The 21,883-nt window shown below is 70.7% G+C and carries 19 protein-coding genes and 1 other RNA gene; 16 read left to right on the top strand and 4 right to left on the bottom strand.

Annotated features, from left to right (window positions below):
• The first annotated feature begins 16 nt into the window (after positions 1-16).
• Positions 17-496: an SsrA-binding protein SmpB gene (gene smpB / locus ACFC1X_RS22295; RefSeq protein ID WP_052841735.1), complete on the top strand. Its 480-nt coding sequence runs from the start codon at positions 17-19 to the stop codon at positions 494-496.
• Between the two features lie 106 nt (positions 497-602).
• Positions 603-1,001: a transfer-messenger RNA gene (gene ssrA / locus ACFC1X_RS22290) on the top strand.
• A gap of 120 nt (positions 1,002-1,121) precedes the next feature.
• Here ssrA and ACFC1X_RS22285 read toward each other — a convergent pair.
• A complete protein-coding gene (locus ACFC1X_RS22285; RefSeq protein ID WP_376356186.1) occupies positions 1,122-2,204 on the bottom strand; it encodes a sensor histidine kinase in 1,083 nt (360 codons plus the stop codon).
• A 10-nt stretch (positions 2,205-2,214) separates the two neighbouring features.
• Positions 2,215-2,910: a response regulator transcription factor gene (locus ACFC1X_RS22280; RefSeq protein WP_376356184.1), complete on the bottom strand. Its 696-nt coding sequence runs from the start codon at positions 2,908-2,910 to the stop codon at positions 2,215-2,217.
• An 86-nt stretch (positions 2,911-2,996) separates the two neighbouring features.
• Between ACFC1X_RS22280 and ACFC1X_RS22275 the strand changes: the two genes are divergently transcribed.
• A complete protein-coding gene (locus ACFC1X_RS22275; protein ID WP_376356182.1) occupies positions 2,997-4,154 on the top strand; it encodes a lipid II:glycine glycyltransferase FemX in 1,158 nt (385 codons plus the stop codon).
• A 28-nt stretch (positions 4,155-4,182) separates the two neighbouring features.
• Here the strand turns inward: ACFC1X_RS22275 and murF are convergent, their stop codons facing one another.
• On the bottom strand, positions 4,183-5,526 hold the full coding sequence (gene murF / locus ACFC1X_RS22270) for a UDP-N-acetylmuramoyl-tripeptide--D-alanyl-D-alanine ligase (protein WP_376356180.1): 1,344 nt from the start codon (positions 5,524-5,526) through the stop codon (positions 4,183-4,185).
• Positions 5,527-5,632: 106 nt separating this feature from the next.
• Between murF and vanH the strand changes: the two genes are divergently transcribed.
• From vanH to vanX, 3 genes are read left to right on the top strand one after another with little or no spacing between them, the layout of a single operon-like run.
• A complete protein-coding gene (gene vanH / locus ACFC1X_RS22265; RefSeq protein ID WP_376356178.1) occupies positions 5,633-6,610 on the top strand; it encodes a D-lactate dehydrogenase VanH in 978 nt (325 codons plus the stop codon).
• Positions 6,603-7,649: a D-alanine--(R)-lactate ligase gene (gene vanA / locus ACFC1X_RS22260; RefSeq protein WP_376356176.1), complete on the top strand. Its 1,047-nt coding sequence runs from the start codon at positions 6,603-6,605 to the stop codon at positions 7,647-7,649. The genes vanH and vanA overlap by 8 nt, the downstream gene beginning before the upstream one ends.
• 14 nt (positions 7,650-7,663) lie before the next feature.
• Positions 7,664-8,380 (top strand): D-Ala-D-Ala dipeptidase VanX, encoded by a 717-nt coding sequence (vanX, locus tag ACFC1X_RS22255; RefSeq protein ID WP_376356175.1) that lies wholly within the window; start codon positions 7,664-7,666, stop codon positions 8,378-8,380.
• Here the strand turns inward: vanX and ACFC1X_RS22250 are convergent.
• Positions 8,340-9,638, bottom strand: a complete 1,299-nt coding sequence (locus tag ACFC1X_RS22250; protein ID WP_376356174.1) for an MFS transporter — start codon at positions 9,636-9,638, stop codon at positions 8,340-8,342. The two genes, vanX and ACFC1X_RS22250, sit on opposite strands and share 41 nt — an antisense overlap.
• 83 nt (positions 9,639-9,721) lie before the next feature.
• Between ACFC1X_RS22250 and ACFC1X_RS22245 the strand changes: the two genes are divergently transcribed.
• The 10 genes from ACFC1X_RS22245 to ACFC1X_RS22200 all read left to right on the top strand — a co-directional run bounded on the left by ACFC1X_RS22245 (position 9,722) and on the right by ACFC1X_RS22200 (position 21,876).
• On the top strand, positions 9,722-10,693 hold the full coding sequence (locus ACFC1X_RS22245; RefSeq protein WP_376356172.1) for a LysR family transcriptional regulator: 972 nt from the start codon (positions 9,722-9,724) through the stop codon (positions 10,691-10,693).
• Positions 10,694-10,994: 301 nt separating this feature from the next.
• Complete coding sequence (locus ACFC1X_RS22240; RefSeq protein ID WP_376356170.1) at positions 10,995-12,152, top strand: hypothetical protein; 1,158 nt, start codon at positions 10,995-10,997, stop codon at positions 12,150-12,152.
• Positions 12,152-14,356, top strand: coding sequence for a polysaccharide deacetylase family protein (locus tag ACFC1X_RS22235; protein ID WP_376356168.1), 2,205 nt, complete (start codon positions 12,152-12,154; stop codon positions 14,354-14,356). Before ACFC1X_RS22240 ends, ACFC1X_RS22235 begins: the two co-directional genes overlap by 1 nt.
• Positions 14,353-15,678 (top strand): acyltransferase family protein, encoded by a 1,326-nt coding sequence (locus ACFC1X_RS22230; RefSeq protein ID WP_376356167.1) that lies wholly within the window; start codon positions 14,353-14,355, stop codon positions 15,676-15,678. The genes ACFC1X_RS22235 and ACFC1X_RS22230 overlap by 4 nt, the downstream gene beginning before the upstream one ends.
• An 82-nt stretch (positions 15,679-15,760) precedes the next feature.
• Positions 15,761-16,687 carry a hypothetical protein gene (locus tag ACFC1X_RS22225; RefSeq protein ID WP_376356165.1) on the top strand — a complete coding sequence of 309 codons (927 nt, stop codon included), beginning with the start codon at positions 15,761-15,763 and terminating at the stop codon, positions 16,685-16,687.
• A gap of 135 nt (positions 16,688-16,822) precedes the next feature.
• Positions 16,823-18,184: a nitrate/nitrite transporter gene (locus tag ACFC1X_RS22220; protein WP_376356163.1), complete on the top strand. Its 1,362-nt coding sequence runs from the start codon at positions 16,823-16,825 to the stop codon at positions 18,182-18,184.
• A gap of 107 nt (positions 18,185-18,291) precedes the next feature.
• Positions 18,292-19,446, top strand: coding sequence for a uroporphyrinogen-III synthase (locus ACFC1X_RS22215; protein ID WP_376356161.1), 1,155 nt, complete (start codon positions 18,292-18,294; stop codon positions 19,444-19,446).
• A gap of 285 nt (positions 19,447-19,731) precedes the next feature.
• Entirely contained in the window at positions 19,732-20,322 is a 591-nt protein-coding gene (locus ACFC1X_RS22210; RefSeq protein WP_376356159.1) for a CGNR zinc finger domain-containing protein, read from the top strand.
• Between the two features lie 184 nt (positions 20,323-20,506).
• Entirely contained in the window at positions 20,507-21,031 is a 525-nt protein-coding gene (locus ACFC1X_RS22205) for a sigma-70 family RNA polymerase sigma factor (RefSeq protein WP_007450155.1), read from the top strand.
• 59 nt (positions 21,032-21,090) lie between these two features.
• Positions 21,091-21,876 (top strand): zf-HC2 domain-containing protein, encoded by a 786-nt coding sequence (locus tag ACFC1X_RS22200; protein ID WP_376356157.1) that lies wholly within the window; start codon positions 21,091-21,093, stop codon positions 21,874-21,876.
• The last annotated feature ends 7 nt before the right edge of the window (positions 21,877-21,883 follow it).

The raw sequence follows: 21,883 nt of genomic DNA, 5'->3' as shown, positions 1-21,883 counted from the left end.
CCAAAATGGTTGCACTATGGCTAAGGAAAAAGGGCGCAAGCTGATCGCGCAGAACAAGAAGGCGCGGCACGACTACCAGATCCTCGACACCTACGAGGCGGGACTCGTCCTGTCCGGGACCGAGGTGAAGTCGCTGCGCCAGGGACGGGCCTCGCTGGCCGACGGCTTCGTGCAGCTGGACGGACACGAGGCGTGGCTGCACAACGTGCACGTGCCGGAGTACAGCCAGGGCACCTGGACCAACCACAGTGCCCGCCGCAAGCGGAAGCTGCTGCTGCACCGCGTGGAGATCGACAAGCTGGAGTCGAAGTCCCAGGAGACCGGGCACACCATCGTGCCGCTGGCCCTCTACTTCAAGGACGGCCGGGCCAAGGTCGAGATCGCGCTGGCGCGCGGCAAGAAGGAGTACGACAAGCGCCAGACGCTCCGCGAGAAGCAGGACCGCCGCGAGGCGGAGCGGACGATCTCGGCGATCCGGCGCAAGCAGCGGGCCTGACCGCCGGGGGAATGGGCTGGCCCCTGCGTGCGTTGGTCACGTACGATGGTGAACGCACCCCAAGAGGGTGCGTGCGCTCTCTTCGGAGAGCTTGAAAAATCAACATGGGGATGATCGGTTTCGACAGCGGCTGTCGAAGCAGGGGAAGCGTGTCGAGGAAGCGGCCATGATCTCGTAAACCACAGGCCGAAAAAATAATCGCCAACACCAAGCGCGATTCCTCCCAGCAGGCCTTCGCCCTCGCTGCCTGATCTCAGGTAGCAGAGCGAGCCTCCTACTACGGGAGTGTCAGCCCGGGGCTGTTCCCGACCCGGATCCTGGCATCAGCTAGGGGACTAAACCTTGATCCCGGTCACGGGGTGAAGAGGGAAACCAAACAGTGACTGAGCCCGTCGGAGACTTGTCCGCGTGATCTCCGGGGCTGAGAAAATCGAAGCGGACTGCACACGGAGAAGCCCTGATTCCGCACCGTTGGACGCGGGTTCGATTCCCGCCATCTCCACGAAGGCGACAGGCGACGCACGCCCGCGGACAGCGCGGGCAGCGTCGCCTTCGTCGTTGTTGCGCGGCTTTGCCGCGCGAGCGGGGGCTCCGCCACCCGCACCCCCTTCCCGGGGCCCTGGTGTCATTCGCTACCTGTCGGTGTGCGGGCCGGCGCGGGTAGTTCCACAGTGATGCGGAGCCCGCCGGCAGAGCGAGGGGTGAGCGTGAGGGTTCCGTCGTGTGCCTCGGTGATGGTCTTGACGATGGCCAGGCCCAGGCCGGCGCCGGCCTGGTCGGTGTGGATACGCACGGTGCCGCGCTGGAACGGTTCGGTGAGGGTCGTGACCAGCTGTGGGGTGAGCTGCTCGCCGGTGTTTTCGACGGTGAGCACCGCGGTCTTGGGGCGGACACCGGTGTGGACCCGGACGGTGCCCCGTTCCGGCAGGTTGTGGACGATCGCGTTGTGTACGAGGTTCGTGATGAGCTGCAGCAGGAGGGCGGGCGAACCGCGCGTGGGGGCGATGTCGCCGCTGGTCTCGAGGGTGACACCGTTCTTTTCTGCGAGCGGGTGGAGCGTTTCGGCTGCTTCCTCTGCGACCAGGGACAGGTCGACATGTTCCCGGGTGAAGGACCGCTGACTGGCGCGGCTGAGCAGGAGCAGCGCCTCGATGAGGTCGGTGGCCCGGGTGTTGACGACGTGGAGGCGGTCGATGAGCTCGCCGGTGTCGTGGTTCGGATCGGCGCGGGCGACGTCGATGAGTGTCTTCGAGATCGCCAGCGGGGTGCGCAGCTCGTGCGAGGCGTTGGCGGCGAATCTCTGCTGTTCCGCGACGTGTGCTTCCAGCCGCGCGAGCATCATGTCGAAGGCGTCGGCGAGTTCGCGGAACTCGTCCTGGCGGCCGGGCATCCGGATGCGGTGCGAGAGTGATCCGGCTGTGGCCGTGCGAGTGGCGTGGGTGATGCGGTCCAGGGGGGCGAGCATGCGGCCGGCGAGGAGCCATCCTCCCAGGAGGCCGAAGACCAGGAGGAACACCATGACTACGGCTGCCGTTGGGGCGAAAGCGCGCACGAACTCGATGACCGGATTGGCTCGCACCGCCCCCGATTCGTTGGTTCGCAACCACCCCGACAGCAGGAGGAACACTCCCACGACGGCGAGCAGCACGACCCCCGCGAGCAGGAGGAATCCGGCGTAGCTGAGGGTGAGTTTGAGGCGGACGCTCATGCCGCGCTGCCTATCCACGGACACCACCCCCATGCCCGGTGCCGGGCGTCGGGTCGATGCGGTAGCCGACGCCCGGCACGGTGGCGATGATCCAGGGTTCGCCGAGGCGTTTGCGCAGGGCGGAGACCGTGATGCGTACGGCGTTGGTGAACGGGTCGGCGTTCTCGTCCCATGCGCGTTCGAGGAGTTCTTCGGCGCTGACGACACCGCCTTCGGCGGCGACGAGGACTTCGAGCACGGCGAACTGATTCCGGGTGAGCGCGACGTAGCGGTCGTCGCGGTAGACCTCGCGGCGGAACGGATCCAGCCGCAGGCCGGCGATCTCTCGCACGGGAGGTCTGGTGTGCGCGCGCCTGCGGTCGAGTGCCCTGAGCCGCATGACGAGCTCTCGCAGCTCGAAGGGTTTGGTGAGGTAGTCGTCGGCGCCGAGTTCGAACCCGGTGGCCTTGTCGTCGAGACGGTCGGCGGCGGTGAGGATGAGGATCGGCATGCCGCTGCCGGAGTCGACGATGCGTTTGGCGATCTCGTCGCCGGAAGGCCCGGGGATGTCGCGGTCGAGGACGGCGATGTCGTAGGCGTTGATGCTCAGCCGTTCCAGAGCGGTGTCGCCGTCACCGGCGATGTCGGCGGCGATCGCTTCCAGACGCAGGCCATCGCGGATGGCTTCTGCCATATAGGGCTCGTCCTCCACGATCAATACCCGCATGCTCCGAGACTACGACTCGGGACATATCGTCGGCATATCGAAAACCGCATACGCGGGGACAACATCACGCCGCCTCGACTGAAGGCATGCCCTACAGCGAACCAGCACGAACAGCGGGCGTGAGCCCGGCCGTCGAACCGATCACCGCCGCCGAGCACTTGGCGTTCGTACGGACACAGCGGTCGGTCAGCTTCCTGCAGACCCCGGCATGGGCCCGCGTCAAGACCGAGTGGCGCGGCGAGTCCCTGGGCTGGTTCGCCGGCGGGCGGCTGGTCGGTGCCGGGCTCGTCCTGCACCGCCCGGTGCCACGGTTCGACCGCTTCACGCTGGCCTATCTGCCCGAGGGCCCGGTCATCGACTGGACCGGCGAGATCGACGCGTGGCTCGACCCGCTGGCGGCCTATTCCAAGGCACACGGTGCGTTCGCGATCCGGCTCGGCCCGCCGGTGTGCACGGACACCTGGAGCGCCGCCCAGGTCAAGGAGGGCATGTCCGATCCGGGCGTCAAGCGGCTCACCGAGATGCCGAGCCAGTGGGGGGAGCACCCGGTCGGCGCCCGCGTGACCGGTCGGCTCAGGGACGCCGGCTGGCTGCCGCAGAACCCTCAGGACGGCTTCGGGGTCGGGCATCCGCAGTTCAAATACCAGGTTCCGCTGGCCGGCAGGACCGAGGACGACCTGCTCAGGGGCATGAACCAGCAGTGGCGCCGCAACATCAAGAAGGCAGCCAAGGAGGGCGTCGAGGTCACGGTCGGCGAGGGCCTGGAGGGCCTGAAGGCGTTTCACGACCTCTACGTCCACACCGCCGAGCGCGACCGCTTCACGCCCAGGCCGCTGCGCTACTTCGAAACCATGTTCGCGGCGCTGCGTGCCGAGGACCCCGAGCGGATCAAGCTCTACCTGGCCCACCACCAGGGCGACTTGGTTGCCGCCACCATCCTGGTCCGCGTCGGCGCCCACGCGGTGTACGTCTATGGCGCCTCCGCCACCGAGAAGCGCGAGGTACGCGGGTCCAACGCCTGCCAGTGGGCGATGATCCGCGACTCCCACGCGGCCGGCTGCGACGTCTATGACCTGCGCGGTATCACCCCGACCCTCGACGCCGACGACTCGCGCGTCGGACTGATTCGGTTCAAGGCCGGCACCGGTGGTCAGGCGGTGCGGTACGTCGGCGAGTGGGACCTGCCGCTGCGGCCGATGGTCTACCGGGCCTTCGACCTCTACATGAGGCGGCGCGGGGGCTGAGCCTCAAGGTGGGTTTCGGCCCGGCCGGCTACGCGAGCGCGGCGGCGACCTCGTCGAGGCGTGCCCCGCGGGAGGCTTTGACGAGCACCACATCGCCGGCGGTGAGGCGGCCGCGCAGCCAGTCGACGGCCGCGTCGTTGTCGGCCAGCACCACCGACCGCTCTCCCGCCCCGTCGGCGATCGACCGGGCCGCGTCACCGACCGCGACCACCATGTCGGCCCGGGAGGCGGCGTACGCCCCGACGGCATGGTGTTCGGCCTCGGTGTCGTCGCCGAGTTCGAGCATCTCGCCGAGGACGGCGATGCGACGCCCGCCCTCGACCGCCGCCAGCGCGTCCAGGGCGGCGCGGGTCGAGTCGGGGTTGGCGTTGTAGGAGTCGTTGAGCAGCGTCGCGCCACCGGCGAGGTCGCGCGGTTCCATGCGCCACTTCGACAACGAGGCGGTGGCCAGCGCCGTCGCGGCCACGTCGATGGGTACGCCGGCCGCCAGCCCGGCCGCTGCGGCAGCCGACGCGTTGAGCGCCTGGTGGGCGCCCACGAGCGGCAGCGCGCAAGGGGCCGAGGCGTCGGCGGTCCGCAGCGTGCAGGACGGCCGGCCGAGCCGGTCGACGGTCAGGTCGATCGCCTGCACGTCGGCGTGGTCTGCCCGGCCGAAGGTCAGCACCGGACCGTCGGTGAGCGAGCGCATCGCGACCACCCGGGGATCGTCGTTGTTGAGAACGGCGGTGCCCCCGGGCGCCAGCCCCTGCACCAGCTCGCCCTTGGTCCTGGCGATGGCCGCCCGTGAGCCGAATTCGCCGAGGTGGGCCTGGCCGACGTTGAGGACGACGGCGATGTCGGGCGCGACCAGGCGGGTGAGCGCGGCGATGTCGCCGATATGGCGGGCTCCCATCTCCAGGACGAGGAACCGGGTGGCCGCGTCGGCACGCAGCATGGTGAGCGGTACTCCGAGCTCGTTGTTGAGCGAGCCGATCGTGGCGATCGTCGGCGCCGTGCTCGACAGCACGGCCGCCAGCAGGTCTTTGGTGCTGGTCTTGCCCTGGGATCCGGTCAGCCCGACGACGGTCAGCCCGTCGCGCAGCCGGGCCACTACGTGGGCGGCGAGCAACTGCAGGCCGGCCTGAGGCTCCTCGACGACGACAGTGGGCAGTGCCGTGGGCCGGGAGCCGAGCACGGCCACCGCGCCGGCCCGGCCCGCTTGGTCGGCGTAGTCGTGGCCGTCGACGTGCTCGCCGGTGAAGGCGACGAAGATGCCGCCCGGCTCGGCCTGCCGCCCGTCGAGCACGGTCGGCGCGGTCACTGTCACGGAGCTGTCGCCCTCGACCGTCCCGCCGACGACTTCGGCGATCTCGCCGAGGCTGAGGGGGATCATGCTGCTTCCTTGTAGGCCATGCCCTCAGTCAATGTGCCGCGGTGTATCGGCGGCATATCGAAAATCGCATACGTTCCGGCAACACCATGCTGCCTTGACTGGAGACATGACCTACAGCGAACCGCCCCGGATCACCGTCTACGGGTGCGGCCCGGATGAGGCCGTCTTGTTCCGAGAGCTGGCACCTCGCTTCGGCGTGACGCCGAACATCACAGACGCACCGGTATCCGAAGCCAATATTGAACTGGCGGCCGGAAGCCGATGCATCAGCGTCGGCCACAAGACTCCCATCGCGAACACTACTCTTCTTGCGCTTGCACAAGCCGGCGTGACGTATATCTCCACGCGGAGCATCGGGTGCAACCACATCGATGTGGAGTACGCGGACACTATCGACATCACCGTGGGAAACGTCAGCTACTCGCCGGACAGCGTGGCCGATTTCACGTTGATGTTGATGCTGATGGCAGTGCGCGACGCGAAATCCATCGTCCGGCGTGCGGATGTGCACGATTACCGGCTGAACGAAGTGCGCGGCAAGGAACTGCGCGATCTGACCGTTGGTGTGATCGGCGCAGGCCGCATTGGCGCCGCGGTCGTGGACAGGCTGCGGGGCTTCGGCTGCCGGATACTCGCCCACGACAATCGTCCCAAGACCCCTGCCGAATACGTCTCTCTCGACGAGTTGCTGCAGCAGAGCGACATGGTCACGCTCCACGCACCGCTCACCCCGGATACGTATCACCTGCTGAATCGGCAGCGTATCGAGCAGATGAAACAGGGCGCACTGATCGTCAACACCGGACGTGGGGCGCTCATTGACACCGAGGCCCTGGTCTCGGCACTGGAAAGCGGCAGGATCGGCGGCGCGGCATTGGATGTCGTCGAGGGCGAGGAAGGAATCTTCTACGCCGACTGCCGCACCAGGCCCGTAGAAAGCAAGCCGCTGCTGCGGCTGCAAGAGCTGCCGAATGTGCTCATCAGCCCGCACACCGCCTACTACACGGATCACGCCCTGCGCGACACGGTCGAAAACTCCCTCACCAACTGCCTGAAATTCGAAAGCGGGAACCAGCATGGATAAGCTGAAGGTCGGCATCATATTCGGCGGACGCTCCGAAGAGCACCCCATTTCCATCAAGTCCGCACAAGAGGTCGCCCGGAACCTCGACGGCGAGAAGTACGAACCGTTCTACATCGGTATCACAAAGGACGGTGCCTGGAAGCTCTGCGACGGCCCCGACGCGGAGTGGGAGAACGGCGACTGCCGTCCGGCCGCACTGTCACCGGACAGCACCGTGCACGGACTGCTCGTCCAGCAGCATGGGCAAGAGCGGTACGAGACGATCCCCCTAGACGTCGTGCTGCCCGTGCTGCACGGCAAGCGCGGCGAGGACGGTGCGATGCAAGGGCTCCTCGAGCTCTCCGGCATCCCCTACGTGGGCTGCGATGTACAGAGTTCCGCCCTGTGCATGGACAAATCCCTCGCCTACGTCGTCGCCAGAAGCGCGGGAATCGCCACGCCGGATTTCTGGACCGTCGCGGCCGACCAGAACATCGTCCCCGAGCAGTTCACCTTTCCGGTGTTCGTGAAGCCGGCACGTTCGGGCTCGTCCTTCGGCGTCACCAAGGTGTCCCGGGCAGAGGAACTGCGGAGCGCGGTGGAGACCGCACGGAAGTACGACGCGAAGGTACTGATCGAGGAGGCGGTCGCCGGCAGTGAGATCGGATGCGCCATTCTGGGCAACGAACTCGACCTGACGGCAGGCGAAGTGGACCGGATTGCGCTCTCCCACGGTTTCTTCCGGATCCATCAGGAGGACGCACCAGAGACCGGTTCCGACAACTCGACGGCGATCGTTCCCGCCGACATTTCGCCGGAATCGCGCCTGCTCGTCCAGGAGACGGCCATGGCCGCATACCGCGCTCTGGGGTGCAGCGGTCTCGCACGGGTGGACATGTTCCTCAAGGAGGACGGAGCAGTGGTCCTCAACGAGGTGAACACCTTCCCTGGCATGACGTCGTACAGCCGCTACCCGCGCATGATGGCGGCCGCAGGAGTGCCGCTCGGCGAAGTCCTCGACCGGATCCTGTCCTTGGCCTCGGCGGGGAAGAGCCGGTGAAGGGGGAAAGGCCGATGACGGACGACTTCGTCTTCATCGATGAGCTTCCATCCGGCATTTCCGGAATGCGCTGGGATGCCAAGTACGCCACCTGGGAAAACTTCACCGGCAAGCCCGTGGATGGGTACCTGGCCAATCGGATCGTCGGCACGAGGGCGCTGTGCCTAGCCCTGGAACGAGCGCGCGACAAGGCCGAAACTCAGGGCTTCGGCCTGCTTCTCTGGGACGGTTACCGCCCGCAGCGCGCCGTCGACTGCTTCGTGCGCTGGTCACAGCAGCCGGAAGACGGTCGCACGAAGGCACGGCACTATCCGAACATCGGCCGGGACGAGATGTTCGAGCGGGGATACGTCGCCGCCAAGTCGGGTCACAGCAGGGGCAGCACCGTCGATCTCACGCTCTACGACCTCGGTTCCCAGGAGATCGTCCACATGGGCGGTGGCCATGACTTGATGGATTCCCTCTCCCACCATGGAGCACAAGGGATCACGCAAGCCGAAGCGAGAAACCGCCGACACCTCCGTACCCTCATGGAGGCCTGCGGTTTCACCGCATACGACTGCGAGTGGTGGCATTACACGCTGGCCGACGAACCGTATCCGGACACCTATTTCGATTTCCCCATCACCTCCCACTCGGGACCCGGTTCGAGCGGGGTCGAGCAGGACGGCGCGGACGAACCCGTCGCCGTCATCCGGCGGCGCGGGCCCGCCGGGGCGGCAGCAGGGTGAGCATCAGAGCCACCGCGGCCGCCGTCACCGGAATGCCGTAGGCCGCCGCGGCCGACGTGTGCTCCACCGCCCAGCCGCCCGCCGCGCTGCCGCAGGCGATGCCGCCGAGGAGGCCGGTCACCGCGAGGGTCATGCCCTCGTTCAGGCGGCCCTCAGGAGTGCGGCGCTGGACCAGCGTCATGGTGGTGACCATGGTCGGGGCGGTCGCCATCCCGGCGATCAGCAGGGTGAGCGCCAGCAGCGGCAGGGAGCCGGTGAGCGAGGCCGCGAGCAGCGGCAGTGTCAGCAGGGCCGTCATCGCCGCGACACACCACGGCAGCCGGTGTTCGGCGGGTCCGGCCGGTCTCATCGCGCCGTACAGCAGGCCGGCCGCGCAGGAACCGGCCGCCTGGAGTGCGAGGACCACCCCGGCCGCCGCGCGGTGTCCCTGTGCGTCCGCGAACGCGATGGTGACGACCTCCATGGCCCCGAACACGCCGCCCATCGCGAGGCACACGACCAGCAGCGGCGGGATGCCCGGGGCGCGGAGGGGGGCCTTGGCGGTCGGGCGCGGCCGGGCCGCCGGGGGCTCGGTCGAACGCTGGGCGGTGAACAGCAGCATGCCGCTCACCAGCAGTACCACTCCGACGAGCGTGCCCGCCTGCGGGAACAACGCCGTGCACAGGAAGGCCGCGAGGACCGGCCCGAGCATGAAGCACAGCTCGTCCGCCGCCTGTTCGAAGGAGTTCGCGGTGTGCAGCGCGTCGGCGTCGCCCTTCAGCAGGTGGTTCCAGCGGGCGCGGGCCATGCCGCCGGTGTTGGGGGTCGTCGCGGTGGCGGCGTAGGAGGCGAACAGGGTCCAGGCGGGCGCGCCGTGGCGCACGCACAGCAGCAGGGCGAGCGAGCCCAGCGCGGCGATCAGGGTGGCGGGCACGGCGACCCGGGCCTGCCCGTGCCGGTCCACGAGCCGCGCGGTCCACGGGGCGACCAGGGCGGTGGCCGCCAGTCCCGTCGCGGTGACGGCGCCCGCCAGGGCGTACGAGCCACGGGTGCCGGCGATCATCACGACGGCGCTCACGCTGAACATGCCCATGGGCAGCCGCGCCATGAGGTTCCCGATCGTGAACGCGCGGGCGCCGGGTGTGGCGAGGAGTCGCCGGTACGGGCCGGGCGGCCGGCGCCGGGTGCGGGGGCGGAAGTCGGCGGCGACCAGGGTGTCGGCGGTTACCGCGAGGAAAGTGGTCTGCGGGGAAGGGCGTTCGAAGGTCGGTTGCGGCATGCGTCTACCGTGGCCCGGAGGCGATCAAGGGGTCCAACACCTACTCCGTCGCCATTCACGCACTCCTGTTGTAGGTTCACCGGATGCCTGCACCCGCCCACCTCGACCCCCGCCTGCTGCGCGCCTTCGTCACCGTCGCCGAGGACCTGCACTTCACCCGCGCCGCCGCCCGGCTGTACGTCGCCCAGCAGGCGCTGAGCCGGGACGTTCGGCGCCTGGAGCGGGAGTTGGGCGCCGAGCTGTTCGTCCGGACCACCCGGCAGGTGACGCTGACCGCCGACGGCGAGCGGCTGCTGCCGTACGCCCGGCGCGTCCTCCAGGCGCAGGACGAACTCCTGGCCGCCTTCGGGCAGGCCCGCCCGCTGCTGGTCGACCTCAACTCCCCGGGGCTGGTCACCGGCCGCCTCGTCCTGGAACGGGCGCGCGAACTCGCCCCCGGCCAGGAGCTGATGGCGCGCTACGAGAGCGGACTGACCTACGCCGCCGCCGAAGTGATCGCGGGCCGGATCGACGCCTCCTTCGGCCGGTTCGCGGGCCTGCCCCCGGCGCTGCGGGCCGGACTCGGCCACCAGCCCGTGCGCCACGAGCCGATGGCGGTCGTCCTGCCGGAGGACCATCCGCTGGCCGGGCTGGACGAGGTGCCGCTCTCCGCGCTCGCCGGGGAGCGGGTGTACGCCGGGGCCGGCAACCCGCGCACGCCGGAGTGGACCGACCTCGCGCACCGCCTGTTCGAGGGGCGCGGCATCGACGTGGCGCCACCGCTTCCGCTGGCGGTCGGGGACGAGGAGTTCCAGAGGATCATGGACAGGACGCGCCATCCGATCCTGGCCGTGGTCGGCTTTCCGGTCATGGTGTCGACCGTCGTACGCCCGCTCGTCGATCCCGTGCCGCTGTCGCCGGTCTCACTGGTCTGGCGAAAGGGACTCGTGCATCCCGCGCTGGACGCCCTGCGCCGGGCGGCGGCGCAGGTCGCGGCCGAAAACGACTGGCTCCGGGCCCCCGCCGGGGGATGGATTCCGGCCGCCGACAGCGCTGTGATGTCCGCCCACAATTGACACGCGGCAACCACGGATCCTCCGCGTGCGCTACATTCTCTGCCTGAGCACGGTGTGATACAGGGGGCGCTCGAACCTGGTGGGGGCCGGTTCTACCGACGAGTGCTCGGAGTCGTATGCGCACCCGGAAGTGTCCCGTGGGGGGAAGTGCGCACGCGTGAAGAATTGGCAAAAAGACGCCCAACCGGAGTGGCCCGAGGTCGAGTCCGGGGGTCGTGATCTCTCGGAGGCAAGACCGGATGCTGACGCCACCGAGGTGCTTCCGCCGACCCGCCCCTTCCCACCCGCGGGAGGGTCTCCGATGACCGCGCCGGCGTCCGGCGGGTCCGGTCCTGGATGGTTCGGAAGCGGTCCCGGTGAGGGCGCTCGTCGCCAGGGGAGTGGCGGCAACGGCGGGCCGGAGATATTCGGTTCCCGAATAGGCCGGGAGTACCAGGGCCCCGACGCCTTCGGCCGGCAGCCGCGCATAACGTGGGGCAACACCGACGCGGCCGCCCCGGCGACTCCGGTCGCCCCCACCGCAGCCGTCCCCCCGATAGCCCCGGCCACCCCGATGGCCCCGGCCACCCAGGCCGCCCCGACCACCCCGCCCCCTCCCGTCCCCCTCCTCCGCGACCCCTGGCAGGAGACCCCGGACGAGGACGAGGCCGCGGACGGCGACGCCCCGGACGCCCCGCACACCCACGACCCGCACGAGGTGACGGTCCAGCTCGACGCCGTCCTGCTCGGCGACGGTGTGCTCCACCGGGCCGACGGCGGGCACCGCGGAAAGGGCCGGGAGACCTCCGACGGACCGGTCTTCGTCGACGCCTCCGGCCGCCGCAGCCGCCTCTACCGCCGCCTCGGCATATCCGTCGGCGTCGCCTGCGCGATCTACGCCGTCGTCATCGTCTCCACCCTGATGTCCGGCAACTCCAACGCCCCCTGGATGCCCGTGCCGGGCCAGGACGAGGGCAAGCCCGCCGGCCAGGTCGACACCACCCCGCTGCCCTCGCAGTCCGGGCCGCCCGCCGCCACCGGCACCGGCGCCCCGCAGACCGGCCCCACCGACGGCACCGGCGTGACCGGCACCCCGGGCGCCGGAGTCCCCGCGCCCGGCACCACCGCCGGCACCGCGCCGCAGCCCGGCACGACCGCCGACTCCGGCGTGACGGAGACCGGGACCGACAAGAAGCCGGGCGGCGGGGAAACGACGGACCCGGACCCCAGCGCGACGACGCAGGCCCCGCCGCCCGTCACCACCGGCCCGTCCGCGTCGACGGGCGACGGCGACACCACCGTCGACCCGACCACGCCCACCGGCGGCGCCACCACGGGCTCCGACCCGGGCGACGGCGGTGCCAACGCCAACGGCTCCGGCGACACCACCCCCCTCGCGGGGGCCGCCGACGCGCCCGTCGCCGCCGGTCCGGGCGACACCTCCACGTCCACGACCCCGTCCCCGGAGACCACCCTCTGATGGCACCCCGCACCCGCCGTCACGGGGCGGCGCGCAGCCCCCGTGCGGGCTTCCGCCGCCGCCTCCCCCTGCGCCTGCTGCTCCCCCTGCTCCTCCTGGTCGCCCTGGCGGCCATGCTCATGCTGCGCGGCTACGTGCACAGCGAGATCCTCGCCGACCACCGCGTCCAGGAACCCGCGCCGACCACCCACGTGCCCGAGAAGATCCTGGAGGGCGGCCCGGTCATCGACGCCCGGGCCGGCCGCACCGAGAGCCTGAGCGTGCCCGACCACCGGCTCGTCCTCACCTTCGACGACGGACCGGACCCGACCTGGACCCCGAGGGTGCTCGACGTGCTGAAGAAGCACGACGCGCACGCGGTCTTCTTCGTCACCGGCACCATGGCCTCCCGCTACCCGGACCTCGTCCAGCGCATGGTCGACGAGGGCCACGAGGTGGGCCTGCACACCTTCAACCACCCCGACCTCTCCTTCCAGTCCAAGAAGCGCATCGACTGGGAGCTGTCGCAGAACCAGCTGGCGATCACCGGCGCGGCCGGCGTCCGCACCTCGCTCTTCCGCCCGCCCTACTCCTCCTTCGCCGACGCCATGGACGACAAGTCCTGGCCGGTCACCGAGTACATAGGCAGCCGCGGCTACATCACCGTCGTCAACAACACGGACAGCGAGGACTGGAAGAAGCCCGGCGTCGCCGAGATCATCCGCCGCGCCACCCCGCACGGCGGCAAGGGCGCCATCGTCCTGATGCACGACTCCGGCGGCGACCGCCACCAGACCGTCCAGGCCCTGGACCGGCTCCTGCCCGACCTGAAGGCGAAGGGCTACGAGTTCGACAACCTCACCGAGGCCCTGGACGCGCCCAGCGCCATGAGCCCGGTGACCGGCGCCGAACTGTGGAAGGGCAGGGCGTGGGTCTTCCTCGTCCAGGCCTCGGAGAAGCTCACCGACGTCCTGGTGGTGGGCCTGGCGATCATCGGCACGCTGGTCATCGGCCGCTTCCTGCTGATGCTGCTGCTCTCCGGCGTCCACGCCCGCCGGGTCCGCCGCAAGGGCTTCGGCTGGGGACCGGCGGTCACCGGACCGGTGACGGTGCTGGTCCCGGCGTACAACGAGGCCAAGTGCATCGAGAACACGGTCCGTTCCCTCATGGAGAGCGACCACCCGATCGAGATCATCGTCATCGACGACGGCTCCACCGACGGCACCGCCCGGATCGTGGAGGGCCTGGGCCTGCCGGGCGTCCGGGTGATCCGCCAGCACAACGCGGGCAAGCCCGCCGCCCTCAACCGGGGCCTGGCCAACGCCCGGTACGACATCGTCGTGATGATGGACGGCGACACCGTCTTCGAACCGTCCACCGTCCGCGAACTCGTCCAGCCGTTCGGCGACCCGAGGGTGGGCGCCGTGGCCGGCAACGCGAAGGTCGGCAACAAGGACAGCCTCATCGGCGCCTGGCAGCACATCGAGTACGTGATGGGCTTCAACCTGGACCGCCGGATGTACGACATCCTCGGCTGCATGCCGACCATCCCCGGGGCCGTCGGCGCCTTCCGCCGCTCCGCGCTCGCGCCCATCGGCGGCATGAGCGACGACACGCTCGCCGAGGACACCGACGTCACCATGGCGCTGCACCGGGCCGGCTGGCGGGTCGTCTACGCAGAGAACGCCCGCGCCTGGACCGAGGCCCCGGAGTCCGTCAGCCAGCTGTGGTCCCAGCGCTACCGCTGGTCGTACGGCACCATGCAGGCCATCTGGAAGCACCGCCGCGCGGTGATCGAGAAGGGCCCCTCGGGCCGCTTCGGCCGCGTGGGGCTGCCCTTCGTCTCCCTGTTCATGGTGCTGGCCCCGCTGCTCGCCCCGCTCATCGACGTGTTCCTGCTCTACGGCATCGTCTTCGGCCCGACCCGGCAGACGATCGTCGCCTGGCTGGGCGTCCTGGCCATCCAGGCGGTCTGCGCGGCCTACGCCTTCCGGCTGGACCGGGAGCGGCTGACACCGCTCATCTCGCTGCCGCTCCAGCAGATCCTCTACCGCCAGATCATGTACGTGGTGCTGCTCCAGTCCTGGATCACGGCCCTCACCGGCGGCCGGCTGCGCTGGCAGAAGCTGCGCCGCAGCGGCGGCGTGTCCGCTCCGCCCGGCGGCGGGGTCCCCGGTGTGCCCGCCCCGCGCTCCGGCGCCCTGGACGGGAGGCCGGTGGGATGACCACCCCGCCCTACGACCCCGCCCCGCCCTTCCCCGACCCGACCGCAACGCCCCGGAAAGCCCCGTACGTGACCGCACCACCCCCGTACGCGCCCGTCGGCGCGGACACCGCCACCGCCCCGCCGGTGCTGCCCCAGCAGAAGCAGGCTCAGCAGATGCAGGCCCGGCGTGCGCCCGTCCGGGACCGGTACTTCGACCTGCTGCGGGCCGTGGCGCTCTTCCGCGTGGTCCTCTACCACCTGACGGGCTGGGCGTGGCTGCCCGTGCTGTTCCCGTCCATGGGCGTGATGTTCGCCCTGGCCGGCAACCTGATGGCCCGTTCCCTCAAGCGCCCGGCCGTCCAGGTCGTCCGCGGCCGCATGCGCCGCCTGCTGCCGCCGCTGTGGCTGCTCGGCGCGGTGGGCGTGACCGGCATGCTGCTCCAGGGCTGGGGACCGAACGACGACGGGCACCCGGGGTGGTGGTGGCTCCACCTCACCTTCTGGATCCTGCCGCTGAGCGACCCGCCGTACGCCGAGGGCCTGACCGGCATCCACGGGCTCCTGGGCGACAACTGGGCCTCGGACCTCGCGGGGCCGCTCTGGTACATCCGCGCCTACCTCTGGTACGTCCTGCTCTCCCCGCTGCTGCTGCGCGCCCTGCGCGCGCTGCCGTGGCCGACGATCCTGGCGCCGATCGCGCTCTCGGCCGCCTTCCAGTTCGGCTACCTCGAACTGCCGGGCGAGCGGATCCCCTCCGCCCTCACCGACTTCAGCACCTTCGGGGCCTGCTGGATCCTGGGCATGGCCCACCAGGAAGGCGTCCTGAAGCGGCTGCCGCGCTACGTCGTGCCGTCGGTCGCCCCGCTGATCGGTGCGCTCGGCCTCTGGTACGCCTTCGGGGAGGGCTTCAAGTCCGGCTACGACCTGGACTCCATCCCCTTCGCCCAGGCCGTCTGGTCCTTCGCGACGGTGCTGCTGCTCCTGCACGTCAGCCCGTCGTGGACCGAGTGGCCGCGCCGGCTGCGCCGCTGGGACCGCGTCGTCACCCTGCTCAACTCCCGGGCGGTGACGATCTACCTGTGGCACAACGTGTGCATCCTGATCGCGGCCACCGTGTGGGACCAGCTGTGGGGCTTCGACGTCATGTACGAGCACTTCACCTGGCTCCTGGAGAGCCCCTGGCCGGTCCTGGTCCTCGCCTGGCTGCTCATCGGGAGCTGCGTCGTCTGGTTCGGCTGGATGGAGGACGTGGCCGCCAAACGCAGGCCGCAGCTCTGGCCGGACGGCGCCAAGAGCGCCGCGCGCGGGCGGCCGAGGACCCGGGCGGCGCACCGGGGCTGACGGCCGTCGTACCGGCGTGCGAGACTGCACCGGTTGCGCGAGTGAACACGGTGGCGTGAGCCAGTCAGGGGGAACAGGCGGGATGAGCAAGCGGCAGACGCAGAAGATGCTGCGGTTGATGGCGAGCGGCGAGCCGGTCGAGCTGACCAGCCCGATGGCGTCCGTGAAGAAACTCGCCAAGCTCGCCTTCGTCGCCCAGCAGTTCGGCTACGAGTACGCCGACGCCCGGCAGGGTGGCGGGAGCAACGGCTCGCTCACGATGCTGCTCGTGCCCGACCCGAGCCCGCAGGCCCGCGCCCGCGCCGCGCAGAACTGGGCGCAGTACCCGAACGCGGGCGACGGGGTCTCGGTGCCGCCGCTCGTGCCCGACGCCTTCGAACTCCTCAAGGCGCGGATCAACTTCGACCTCACCGGCAAGAGCGCCGAGAAGCGGATGGGGTACGGCGCGCTCGGCGTCACCATCGGCTGTGTGGTCCTCGCCTACCGCTCGGGCGGTTCGTCCGACGACTTCGTCGTGGCCGCGGTCATCTGGCTGGCCGTCCTCGCCCTCCTGGGCGTCGGCTTCCTCGTCACCCGCAAACGCAACGCGAAGTTCGCGGCCCGGTTGCAGGCCGCCGGATTCGTCCCGACGGCCGACGAGACCGGGCGGGTGCGGTACCTGCCGCCCGGCGGGCAGCTCCCGGGACACGGGAACCCGTTCGGCGGGGCGCAGGGAGGCCACGCCGCGCCCGGCGGCTACGGCACCCCGGGCGGTTACGGCGCCCCCGGCGGTTACGCGCAGCCGGCTCCCGCCCAGTACGCCCAGCCCCAGCAGCCGTACCCCCAGCAGCCGCACCCGCAGCAGCCCTACGCGCCGCCCCAGGGCCAGCAGCAGCCGTACCCGCCCCAGGCGTACCCGCAGCAGCAGCCGTACCCTCCGCAGCCCGCTCCCCAGCAGCAGCCCTACCCCCAGCAGCAGCCCTACCCCCAGCAGAACCCCCACTGGCAGCCCCAGCACCCCCAGGGCTGACCGGCGCGACCTCTCATCCGGCACCGGTGCCGGGTGAGAGCAACGTTCCCTTCCGGTCATCCACAGCCCCACCGGCCCGAAACGCGCCCTTCCTACCGTCGGGGCAACCGAGCTGTGGAGCACCGTGGAGGCGTCATGACTTTCCCAGGCGGCCGCTGGATCGAGTACTGGGATCCGGAGGACGAGACGTTCTGGAAGGAGACGGGGGAGCGGACCGCCCGGCGGAACCTGTTCTTCTCCGTGCTCTCCGAGCACATCGGGTTCTCCGTCTGGACGCTCTGGTCCGTGCTGGTCCTCTTCATGGGGCCGGAGTACGGGCTGACGCCCGCCGACAAGTTCCTGCTGACGTCCGTGGTGACCCTCGTCGGCGCCGTCGTGCGGGTGCCGTACACCTTCGCCGTCGCCGTCTTCGGCGGGCGGAACTGGACGATCATCTCCGCCGGGCTCCTGCTCGTGCCGACCGTCGCGGCCTTCACCGTCATGGAGCCGGGGACGTCCTTCTCCACCTTCCTCCTGGTCGGGCTGCTGGCCGGGATCGGCGGCGGCAACTTCGCCTCCTCCATGACCAACATCAACGCCTTTTTCCCGCTGCGGAAGAAGGGGTGGGCGCTCGGTCTCAACGCCGGGGGCGGGAACATCGGCGTGCCGGTCATCCAGCTGACCGCGCTCGCGATCATCGGGGCGAGCGGCGGGCCGCGGGTGCTGCTCGGCATCTATATTCCGCTGATCCTGGTGGCCGCGGTCCTCGCCGCCTGCTTCATGGACAACCTCGCCTCCGTGAAGAACGACACCGGGGCCGCGAAGGACGCCGCGCGGGACGCGCACACCTGGATCATGGCGGTGCTGTACATCGGCACGTTCGGCTCGTTCATCGGGTACAGCTTCGCCTTCGGGCAGGTGCTCCAGACCCAGTTCGGGCGGACCCCGCTCCAGGCGGCCTACCTGACCTTCATCGGCCCGCTGCTCGGCTCCCTGATCCGGCCGCTGGGCGGCAGGCTCGCCGACCGGTACGGGGGCGCCCGGATCACCCTGTGGAACTTCGTCGCGATGGCCACCGCCACCGCGGTGCTGGTCGCCGCCAGCATGGCGAAGTCGCTCGGGCTGTTCGTGGCCGTGTTCGTGGTGCTGTTCGTGCTCAGCGGCCTCGGCAACGGGTCGACGTTCAAGATGATCCCCGGCATCTTCCAGAACAAGGCGCTGGGCCAGGGGCTGACGGGCGAGGCGGCGGTGGCCCACGGGCGGCGCCTCTCCGGTGCCTCGATGGGGCTGATCGGCGCGGTGGGCGCGCTCGGCGGCGTCGCCATCAACCTGGCCTTCCGGCAGTCCTTCCTCTCCTCCGGCTCGGGCACCGGGGCCTTCGTCGCCTTCCTCGCCTACTACGCGGTGTGCTTCGCGGTCACCTGGGCGGTATACCTTCGCCGTCCGGCCCCGCGGGTGCCGGACGACCCGGCGGGCCCGGCGGACACGAAGGCCCAGCTCAGCTACGCCGAGGTGTGACGTAACACTGGTGACATGAGGCGGAACCGAGCCTGTCACGCACCGTTGACAGGCTCGGTCGGCACGCGAGTACGCACATGGGCGTGAGGATCGGAGCGCGGCGAGCGATGGACGACGAACAGCAGCGACCTGACCACGGGCCCCTGGCCGGATTCACCGTGGGCGTGACCGCCGCCCGCCGGGCCGACGAGCTGGGCGCGCTGCTCCAGCGGCGCGGTGCCGCCGTCCAGCACGCGCCGGCGCTGCGGATCGTGCCCCTCGCCGACGACAGCGAGCTGATGGCCGCGACCAAGCAGCTCATCGACCAGGCACCGGACGTCGTCGTCGCCACCACGGCCATCGGGTTCCGGGGCTGGGTCGAGGCCGCCGACGGCTGGGGGCTCGGCGACACCCTGCTGGAGCGGCTGGGCGCGGTCGAACTCCTGGCGCGCGGGCCCAAGGTCAAGGGCGCGGTCCGGGCGGCGGGGCTGACCGAGCGGTGGTCGCCGTCGTCGGAGTCCATGGCGGAGGTGCTCGACCGGCTCCTGGACGAGGGCGTCGACGGCCGCCGGATCGCCGTACAGCTGCACGGCGAGCCGCTGCCGGGGTTCGTGGAGGCGCTGCGGGAGGGCGGCGCCGAGGTGGTCGGCGTGCCCGTGTACCGCTGGCTGCCGCCGGAGGACCTCGGGCCCGTGGACCGGCTGCTGGACGCCGCCGTGTCGCGGGGCGTGGACGCCGTGACGTTCACCAGCGCGCCCGCCGCGTCCTCGCTGCTGGGCCGCGCCGAGGAGCGCGGTCTGCTGCCCGACCTGCTCGCCGCGTTCGGCCACGACGTGCTGCCCGCCTGCGTCGGACCGGTCACCGCGGTGCCGCTCCAGGCGCACGGTGTCGACACCGTCCAGCCCGAACGCTTCCGGCTCGGCCCGCTCGTCCAAGTGCTGTGCCAGGAACTCCCGGCGCGGGCCCGTGCCCTGCCGGTCGCCGGGTTCCGGCTGGAGATCCGCGGGCACGCGGTGCTCGTCGACGGGGAGCTGCGGACCGTACCGCCGGCCGGCATGTCCCTGCTGCGGGCGCTGTCCCGGCGGCCGGGCTGGGTGGTGTCCCGCGCGGAGCTCCTGCGCGCCCTGCCGGGCACCGGCCGCGACGAACACGCCGTCGAGACGGCGATGGCCCGCCTGCGCACGTCCCTCGGCACCCCGAAGCTGATCCAGACGGTGGTCAAGCGCGGCTACCGCCTGGCCCTGGACCCGGCGACGGACGCCAAGTACACGGCGGACGAGTGACGGGCCCTTGGCGCGGGGGCGTGGCGACGGTCGCGTGTCACGGGTCCTGGGCCAGGGCGGGGTGATGGGTCGCGGGCGACGGGTCGCGTGTGGCCGGTGACGGCCGACGGGACGTGCGGGCGCCGGACGCGGCCCGGGTGCGCGGGCGCGCGCGTACGCGTCCACGCGTCACCGGTACGAGGGGTTCCGGGCGCGAGTGCGGGCAGGCACTGTAGAGGGAGCGGTCCACCTGCTCCCCTTCCCAGCCCGTACCTCGGCGGGCCACCCCCAGGCGGTGACAGGAACATGGCAATGAGTACGGCCACCGACCCGTACGAGCTGCGCTTCGACACCGGGCGGATCTGCCTGGACCTCATCGCCACCACCCATCCCGTCGAGCGCCTCGGCTCCGTGGTCGTGCTGCGCGCCTGGATCGCCGGCTCCGGACTCGTCCCGCCCGGCACCCCGCTGGCCCACGCCGACGCCACCTGGCTGACCGGCTTCCGCGAACTGCGCCGCGAGACCGCCCGTTTGGTGCGCGCCCGCCCGGTACCCCGCACCCGCCGCTACGACCTCGCGCTGGCCCGCGTCAACGACCTGGCCCTGGCCGCGCCCCCGGCCCCGCGCGCGGTGCACGGCGAGGACGGCGCGCTGACCCGGGAGCTGACCGGACCGCCGCAGTGCGCGGCGCTGCTCGGCGCCCTCGCCCGGGATGCCCTGGAACTGCTCACCGACCCCGTGGCGCGGGCCGGCCTCAGGCAGTGCGAGGGGGACAACTGCCCGATCCTCTACGTGGACACCTCCCGCGGGCACCGCAGGCGCTGGTGCTCCAGCGAGGTCTGCGGGAACCGGGAGCGGGTCGCCCGGCACCGCCGCCGCGCCGCCCTCGCCCGATAAGTGCTGCCACGCCCCCTTCGTCACACCGTCCCGAGAAAACTGTCATCTCACTTTGAACACCCCGCACTTCGCGTCCGTACCGAATGGGCGAGCGACCGACTGGGGGAACCCCCGGACATCGGAGGTGGGCGTGCGCAAGGATTCCGTCGTGGCCAATGAACGTGGTGCGAGGGCCCGACATCGCATGTCCCAGTCGTCCTCGGAACCCGACGAGGAGCTGATGCGCGCGCTCTACCGCGAGCACGCCGGCCCCTTGCTGGCCTATGTGCTGCGGCTGGTCGCGGGGGACCGGCAGCGCGCCGAGGACGTCGTCCAGGAGACGCTCATCCGTGCCTGGAAGAACGCCGGTCAGCTCAATCGTGCGACCGGATCGGTACGCCCCTGGCTGGTGACGGTCGCCCGGCGCATCGTCATCGACGGCCACCGCAGCCGGCAGGCCCGGCCGCAGGAGGTCGATCCGTCGCCGCTGGAGGTCATCCCCGCGGAGGACGAGATCGACAAGGCGCTGTGGCTGATGACGCTGTCGGACGCGCTCGACGACCTGACCCCGGCTCACCGTGAGGTCCTCGTCGAGACGTACTTCAAGGGGCGTACCGTCAATGAGGCGGCGCAGACACTGGGCATACCCAGCGGCACCGTTCGCTCCCGGGTTTTCTACGCCCTGCGTTCGATGAAGCTGGCACTGGAGGAGCGGGGGGTGACGGCGTGATGAGCGGGTACGGGGGAGTTCAGGGGTTCGGTCCGGGGGATACGGGTAATTCTGTCCCCATGGAGGGATCACCGGCGCCGAACGAGCACGAGACCGTCGGCGCCTATGCCCTCGGGATTCTCGACGACGCGGAAGCAACCGCTTTCGAGGCGCACCTCGCCACCTGCGAATGGTGCGCCCAGCAGCTCGACGAGCTGGCCGGGATGGAACCGATGATGGCCGCGCTCGCGGACCTGCCCGGTGCCGGTACGCCGGCCATCGCCGAGTCGCTCACCGCCAAGCCGAGCCCGCGGCTGTCCGAGAAGCTCGTCGACGAGGTCGCCGAGCGCCGCGCGAGCAAGCGCCGGCGCAACTTCTACCTGGTGGGCACCGCCGCCGCGCTGATCATCGGCGGCCCGTTCGCCGCCGTGGCGACCACGGGCGGCGGCGGTGGCGACGACGACGGCGGACGCAAGACCGAGGCCTCGCAGGAGCAGACCGGCAGCCCCGCCGAGTCCGCCTTCGCCGCCATGCCCGACCGGGTCACCGCCACCGACCCGGCCACCGAGGTCAGCGCCACCGTGGCCCTGGCGAAGAAGGCCTGGGGCACCGAGGCGGTCCTGGAGCTGAAGAACGTCAAGGGGCCCGAGAAGTGCTCCCTGATCGCCGTCGGCAAGAACGGCGAGCGGGAGACCCTCAGCTCCTGGACGGTCCCCGACTGGGGCTACGGCATCCCGGACGCCACCACCGAGAAGGCCAAGAAGCCGCTCTACGTGCACGGCGGCGCCGCCTTCGACCCCAACCAGATCGACCACTTCGAGGTCATGACCTTCGACGGGGAGCGGCTGGTCGAGGTGGACGCGTAGGCGGGTT

Source organism: Streptomyces sp. NPDC056128 (assembly GCF_042263835.1).
In the GTDB taxonomy this organism is placed as follows: Bacteria; Actinomycetota; Actinomycetes; order Streptomycetales; family Streptomycetaceae; genus Streptomyces.
The sequence above is the reverse complement of the archived record's forward strand: the minus strand, read 5'-3'. Positions and strand labels throughout refer to the sequence as shown.

Coding starts and splice junctions, on each gene's coding strand:
- ACFC1X_RS22220 (WP_376356163.1), top strand. CDS start 16,823: ATGACTTTCCCAGGCGGCCGCTGGATCGAGTACTGGGATCCGGAGGAC.
- ACFC1X_RS22210 (WP_376356159.1), top strand. CDS start 19,732: ATGGCAATGAGTACGGCCACCGACCCGTACGAGCTGCGCTTCGACACC.
- ACFC1X_RS22280 (WP_376356184.1), bottom strand. CDS start 2,910: ATGCGGGTATTGATCGTGGAGGACGAGCCCTATATGGCAGAAGCCATC.
- vanA (WP_376356176.1), top strand. CDS start 6,603: ATGGATAAGCTGAAGGTCGGCATCATATTCGGCGGACGCTCCGAAGAG.
- ACFC1X_RS22230 (WP_376356167.1), top strand. CDS start 14,353: ATGACCACCCCGCCCTACGACCCCGCCCCGCCCTTCCCCGACCCGACC.
- ACFC1X_RS22245 (WP_376356172.1), top strand. CDS start 9,722: ATGCCTGCACCCGCCCACCTCGACCCCCGCCTGCTGCGCGCCTTCGTC.
- ACFC1X_RS22235 (WP_376356168.1), top strand. CDS start 12,152: ATGGCACCCCGCACCCGCCGTCACGGGGCGGCGCGCAGCCCCCGTGCG.
- murF (WP_376356180.1), bottom strand. CDS start 5,526: ATGATCCCCCTCAGCCTCGGCGAGATCGCCGAAGTCGTCGGCGGGACG.
- vanH (WP_376356178.1), top strand. CDS start 5,633: ATGACCTACAGCGAACCGCCCCGGATCACCGTCTACGGGTGCGGCCCG.
- ACFC1X_RS22200 (WP_376356157.1), top strand. CDS start 21,091: ATGGAGGGATCACCGGCGCCGAACGAGCACGAGACCGTCGGCGCCTAT.
- ACFC1X_RS22275 (WP_376356182.1), top strand. CDS start 2,997: ATGCCCTACAGCGAACCAGCACGAACAGCGGGCGTGAGCCCGGCCGTC.
- ACFC1X_RS22240 (WP_376356170.1), top strand. CDS start 10,995: ATGACCGCGCCGGCGTCCGGCGGGTCCGGTCCTGGATGGTTCGGAAGC.
- vanX (WP_376356175.1), top strand. CDS start 7,664: ATGACGGACGACTTCGTCTTCATCGATGAGCTTCCATCCGGCATTTCC.
- ACFC1X_RS22215 (WP_376356161.1), top strand. CDS start 18,292: ATGGACGACGAACAGCAGCGACCTGACCACGGGCCCCTGGCCGGATTC.
- smpB (WP_052841735.1), top strand. CDS start 17: ATGGCTAAGGAAAAAGGGCGCAAGCTGATCGCGCAGAACAAGAAGGCG.
- ACFC1X_RS22205 (WP_007450155.1), top strand. CDS start 20,507: ATGTCCCAGTCGTCCTCGGAACCCGACGAGGAGCTGATGCGCGCGCTC.
- ACFC1X_RS22250 (WP_376356174.1), bottom strand. CDS start 9,638: ATGCCGCAACCGACCTTCGAACGCCCTTCCCCGCAGACCACTTTCCTC.
- ACFC1X_RS22285 (WP_376356186.1), bottom strand. CDS start 2,204: ATGAGCGTCCGCCTCAAACTCACCCTCAGCTACGCCGGATTCCTCCTG.
- ACFC1X_RS22225 (WP_376356165.1), top strand. CDS start 15,761: ATGAGCAAGCGGCAGACGCAGAAGATGCTGCGGTTGATGGCGAGCGGC.